Genomic DNA, 5,263 nt, shown 5'->3' on the forward strand with positions numbered 1-5,263 from the left:
CAGTCCGCCCGACGGCGCCGACGGGGCCGGCTGGTCGCCCGGACCGCCCGGCGCAGGACCGGCCGGCGCGGCCGGTGCGCCGGACATGCCCGGCAGCAGGGGCTCACCACCGTCGGAGGGCAGCACGATGCCTTCGCGCGCGGGGCGCGCCGAGGGCTCCTCGCCCTGTCCACTCTGCGTCACCGGGACTCCTACCAATGGGGGACCTCGTGAATCGTCGACTCACGCTACCGGGTCCCCCGAGCGCGGTGCCACGCAGCACGGGGCCCACGCTCCTGCCCAGTGGGAGGAGTAACAAAACCACGTCACCGCACGCTGTTCATGGCTCCTTCCGGCACGTCAACTCCGTGACACCCGTGGGCACTCCGCCGCCCGCCCGCGGTTCCGGCCCGTCCACCCCGCTCACGCGGCCACGGGCAGGGCCGTGCGGGCGCCGAACTCCCGGACCACCGGCTCCTCCCGGTACGGCTCCAGCCGCTGCCGCAGGTCCTCCACGTACTCGGCGCCCCGGTCGGAGCGCAGCCCGTCGAGGAGTTCGACCGCCTGCAGGCCCGTGCTGCACGCCTGCTCGATCTCCCGCTGCTGCACCTGGGCCGTGGCCAACAACACATAGCCGATCGCACGCCGCCGCGCCCGCGACGGAGGGTGCCCGGCCAGGGAGGCCCGCGCGCACCGCTCGGCGGCCTGGGCCTGTCCGAGGTCCCGGTGGCAGTGCGCCAACTCGTCGGCGAGGTACGCCTCGTCGAAGTGGGCGATCCACACCGGGTCGTCGCCGGAGGCCGGGTCGGCGGCCTCCAGGGCGCTCATCGCGCGCCCGGCGGACGTCTCCGCGGCGCGCGCGTCGCCCATCAGGGCGTGCCCGCGCGCCTCCGCCGCGTGGAACATCGACTCCGCGCGCGGGGTCACCCTGCCGCGCGCGCCCTCCTGCGCCGCCCGCGCCAACTGCGCGATCTCGCGCGGGTTGCCGAGCTGCGCGGCGAGGTGGCTCATGGACGCGGCGAGCACGTAGCCGCCGTAGCCCCGGTCGCCGGCCGCCTGCGCCAGGCGCAGCGCCTGGATGTAGTAGCGCTGGGCGAGGCCGGGTTGGCCGGTGTCGACGGCCATGTACCCGGCGAGCTCGGTCAACCGGGACACCACCGCGAACAGTTCGCGGCCCACGGCCTCCCGGTAGGAGCCGGCGAGCAGCCCGGAGACGACGCTGTTGAGGTAGTGCACGACGACGGGACGCACATGTCCGCTGCCGTACTGGTGGTCGAGGTCGACCAGGGCCTGCGTCATGGAGCGCACGGCCGCCACGTCGGACCGGCCCACGCGCGGTCCCGCCGAGCGGGCCACCTGGGCGTCGGGGAGGGAGATCAGCCAGTCCCGGCTGGGCTCCACCAGGGCGGACGCGGCGACGGAGGATCCGGACAGGAAGTCCCGGCGCCCCACGTCGCTGCGCCACAGCTCACACACCTGCTCGATGGCGCCCAGTACCGTCGGCGAGAACTGGAGGCCCACTCCGGAGGAGAGGTTCTTGCCGTTGGCCATGCCGATCTCGTCGATCGTGACCGTGCGGCCCAGTTTGCGGCCCAGTGCTTCCGCGATGATCGCCGGTGCCCGTCCGCGCGGCTGCTGACCGCGCAGCCAGCGGGCCACGGACGTCTTGTCGTACCGCAGGTCGAGGCCGTGCTCGGCCCCGCACATGTTGACCCTGCGGGCGAGGCCGGCGTTGGAGCATCCGGCCTCCTGGATGAGCGCTTGCAGCCGTTCGTTCGGCTGTCGCGCGACGAGTGGCCTCGCGGCCATGGCGTACCCCCTGCTGTCTCGGCGGCTCCGCGGCCGTACTCCTCGCGTCGCTGCGGGAAGTTGCGGCCGTGAAGATCAATGCCCCGCCCCGGTGCCGAAAATGCGAGGTGCGTGAGGTTTGCCGGGGTTACTGCTGATCCCGGCCCTTCTCCTGGTTACCCAGGCGCGGCGGCGGATCCCCCTGCGCGCCCCCGCGGATGCACCCATGCGCCCCGGTTGCGGGCCGGGTGCTCTCCCCCCGCGCACGCGCACGGGCGTAACCCCTGGTGACGGCCGTAGTTGTGTTCATCGTGGAAGAGACGATCCCGGGCACCGAAGCCGCACAGATCCCGAAGCAGCGCGGGGAATCGCTGCTGGACACCGCAGTTCGCTACGCCGAGGAGCGGCACTGGGACGTGTTCCCGGGCACCTGGCTCGAACCCGTCGGCGGGGTCCAGCGCTGTTCGTGCGGTGACGCCGCGTGTCCCGCCCCCGGCGCACACCCCGACGGGCCGGACTGGGCGGACCGGGCGACGGGCAGCGCGACCGCCGCCCGCCGCATGTGGCAGGAGCGTCCGACGGCGTCCGTGCTGCTGCCCACGGGCCGTACGTTCGACGCGATCTCCGTGCCGGAGACGGCGGGCTTCCTCGCGCTCGCCCGCATGGAACGGATGGAGCTGACGCTCGGTCCGGTGACCCTGACCCCGCACCGGCGCATGGAGTTCTTCGTCCTGCCCGGCGCGGCGGCGAAGGTGCCGGAGCTGGTGCGCACCCTGGGCTGGCCGCCCGCCTCGCTGGACCTGACGGTGCTGGGCGAGGGCGCCTGGGTGGCCGCGCCGCCCACCCGGTTCGGGTCCCGGGGGGCCGTGCAGTGGGCCTGCCGGCCGACCCCGGCGAACCGGTGGCTGCCGGACGCGGAGGAGCTGATCTCGCCGCTGGCCTACGCGTGCGGGCGGGACAGGCAGGGGGCGGGACAGGCAGGGGGCGCCTCCGCGCGCCCCTGAGCGACTCCCCCGTCCCGCCGTAGGGTTCTCGTTCGACGGAGGGAGACGCGGTGGGCGCTAGTGCCGTACGTGTGGAAGGGCTCTGGAAGCGGTTCGGGCAGCAGGTCGCGGTCGCCGGGATCGATCTGGAGCTGCCCGCGGGCCGGTTCATCGGGCTCGTCGGCCCGAACGGGGCCGGGAAGACGACCACGCTGTCGATGGTGACCGGGCTGCTGCGCCCCGACGGGGGCACGGTCGAGGTCGTCGGCCACGACGTGTGGCGCGACCCGGTCGAGGTGAAGGCGCGCATCGGTGTGCTGCCCGAGGGCCTGCGGCTGTTCGAGCGGCTCTCGGGCCGCGAACTGCTCGGCTACTCCGGCCGGTTGCGCGGGCTGCCCGGCGCCGAGGTCGACAAGCGGGCCGGGCAGCTGCTCGACGTGCTGGACCTCGCCGGGGCCCAGCACAAGCTGGTGGTCGACTACTCCACCGGCATGCGCAAGAAGATCGGCCTCGCCACCGCCCTGCTCCACAACCCCGAAGTCCTCTTCCTGGACGAGCCGTTCGAGGGCGTCGACCCGGTCTCCGCGCAGACCATCCGGGGCGTCCTGGAGCGCTACACCGCCTCCGGCGCCACCGTCGTGTTCTCTTCCCACGTCATGGAGCTGGTCGAGTCGCTGTGCGACTGGGTGGCGGTGATGGCCGCGGGCCGGATCCGCGCGCACGGCCCGCTCGCCGAGGTCCGCGGCGACGCCTCCTCGTTGCAGGAGGCTTTCCTCGAACTCGTCGGTGCGCACGGCCGCGACGCGGCGTCCGACCTGGACTGGCTCGGCGGCGGCGGTGCCCGGTGAGCGCGCCCGCCCTCACCCCGGTCATGGTCCGGCTGAAGCTGTCCCTGCTGCGCAACGGCCTGCGCCAGTCCGGCGGGCGCCGGGCCGCGTACATCGCCTCGGCGGTCTGCGCGCTGCTCTTCGCCGTGCTCCAGTTCGCCGGCCTGGTCGCGCTGCGCGGGGTCGGCCATGTGGAGTCCCTGGTGGTGCTGCTGGTGGCGGTGCTGGGCCTCGGCTGGGCGGTGATACCGCTGTTCTTCCCCAGCGGCGACGAGACGCTGGACCCGACCCGGCTGGTGATGCTGCCGCTGCGGCCCGAACCGCTGGTGCGGTCCCTGCTGGTGGCGTCCCTGGTGGGCATCGGGCCGCTGTTCACGCTGTGCCTGCTGGCCGGTTCGGTGATCGCCGTGGCGGACGGCGCGGCCGCCTTCGCGGTCGGGGTCCTCGCCGTCCCGCTGGCGCTGCTGGTGTGCGTGGCGCTCGCGCGGGCGGTCACCGCGGCCAACGTACGGCTGCTGAGCAGCCGCCGCGGCCGGGACCTGGCGGTGCTCAGCGGTCTGCTGATCGCGGTCGGCGCTCAGGTGGTCAACTTCGGCGCCCAGCGGCTCGGTTCCTCCGGCCTCGCACAGCTCGACCCGGTGGCGGACGTCCTGGGCTGGATCCCGCCGGCCTCCGCGCCGGCCGCGGTGCACGCGACCGGTGAGGGCTCCTACGCCGGCGCCGCCGCCCGGCTCGCCCTCACCGCGGGCGCCCTGGCCGTGCTGCTGGCGCTGTGGACGCGGTCCCTGACCCGGCTGATGACGGCACCCGACGGCTCCACCCTGCCGGCGTCCGGGCCGGCCGCCCGCGACCGCTCCTCCGGCGGACTCACCCGGCTGCTGCCCACGGGCCGCACCGGCACGGTCATGGCCCGCGGCCTACGCTACGTCTGGCGCGACCCCAAGACGAAGGCCGCGTGGGTCACCTCGCTCGCGATCGGCCTGATCGTGCCGGTCTTCAACGCCTGGCAGGGCACCGGCTCCGTGTACTTCGCCTGCTTCGCCGCCGGGATGCTCGGCATCATGATGTACAACCAGTTCGGCCAGGACACCTCGGCGTTCTGGATCGTCGCGACGACGATCTCCTCCTCCCGGGACGCCCACGCCGAGCTGCGCGGCCGGGCGCTGGCCCTGCTGGTGATCACCCTGCCGTACGCCACGTTCGTGACCGTCCTGACCGCGGCCGTGCTGGGCGACTGGGAGCGGATGCCGGAGGCGCTGGGCCTGTCCTTCGCCCTGCTCGGCGCGATGCTGGCGACCGGCGCCTGGACCTCGGCCCGCTTCCCCTACTCCATCCCGCAGGAGGGCTACAAGAACGTCGCCCCCGGCCAGACCGGCCTCGCCTGGATCTCCGTCTTCGGCGGCATGATGGCGGCGGCGGTCCTGTGCGCCCCGGTCATCGCCGCGACGATCTGGCTCAACGTCAGCGCGGACGGCCGCCAGTGGGCCTGGCTCCTCCTCCCCGCGGGCGCCCTCTACGGCGCCGCCCTCACCACCCTCGGCCTCCGCCTGGCCGCCCCCCGGACCGCAGCCCGCCTCCCGGAGATCCTCACGGCCGTCAGCAGGGCGTGACCGGGGGACGCTGCCGGGGGCCCGGGGGGGGGCGGCTCGCGCGGGGCGCGGGGCGGGGCAGCGGCTGCTCGCGCGG

General features: G+C 74.6%; 4 protein-coding genes and 1 pseudogene. 3 read left to right on the top strand and 2 right to left on the bottom strand.

Annotated elements, in window-relative coordinates; genetic code table 11:
- Together G3I53_RS10130 and G3I53_RS10135 are read right to left on the bottom strand one after the other, a co-directional pair.
- Positions 1-183: pseudogene (locus G3I53_RS10130) on the bottom strand (hypothetical protein); the annotation flags it as partial.
- A 219-nt stretch (positions 184-402) separates the two neighbouring features.
- Entirely contained in the window at positions 403-1,788 is a 1,386-nt protein-coding gene (locus G3I53_RS10135) for a transcriptional regulator (protein WP_164438241.1), read from the bottom strand.
- 290 nt (positions 1,789-2,078) lie between these two features.
- Between G3I53_RS10135 and G3I53_RS10140 the strand changes: the two genes are divergently transcribed.
- Genes G3I53_RS10140 through G3I53_RS10150 form a run of 3 tightly spaced genes read left to right on the top strand, consistent with a single transcriptional unit; the run spans position 2,079 to position 5,187 of the window.
- Positions 2,079-2,771 (top strand): bifunctional DNA primase/polymerase, encoded by a 693-nt coding sequence (locus G3I53_RS10140; RefSeq protein WP_164338570.1) that lies wholly within the window; start codon positions 2,079-2,081, stop codon positions 2,769-2,771.
- 50 nt (positions 2,772-2,821) lie between these two features.
- A complete protein-coding gene (locus G3I53_RS10145) occupies positions 2,822-3,598 on the top strand; it encodes an ABC transporter ATP-binding protein (RefSeq protein WP_164338568.1) in 777 nt (258 codons plus the stop codon).
- Between the two features lie 23 nt (positions 3,599-3,621).
- Positions 3,622-5,187: a transporter gene (locus tag G3I53_RS10150; RefSeq protein WP_203592668.1), complete on the top strand. Its 1,566-nt coding sequence runs from the start codon at positions 3,622-3,624 to the stop codon at positions 5,185-5,187.
- Positions 5,188-5,263 lie beyond the last annotated feature (76 nt).

The organism is Streptomyces sp. SID14436 (assembly GCF_010548465.1).
Lineage (GTDB): Bacteria > Actinomycetota > Actinomycetes > Streptomycetales > Streptomycetaceae > Streptomyces.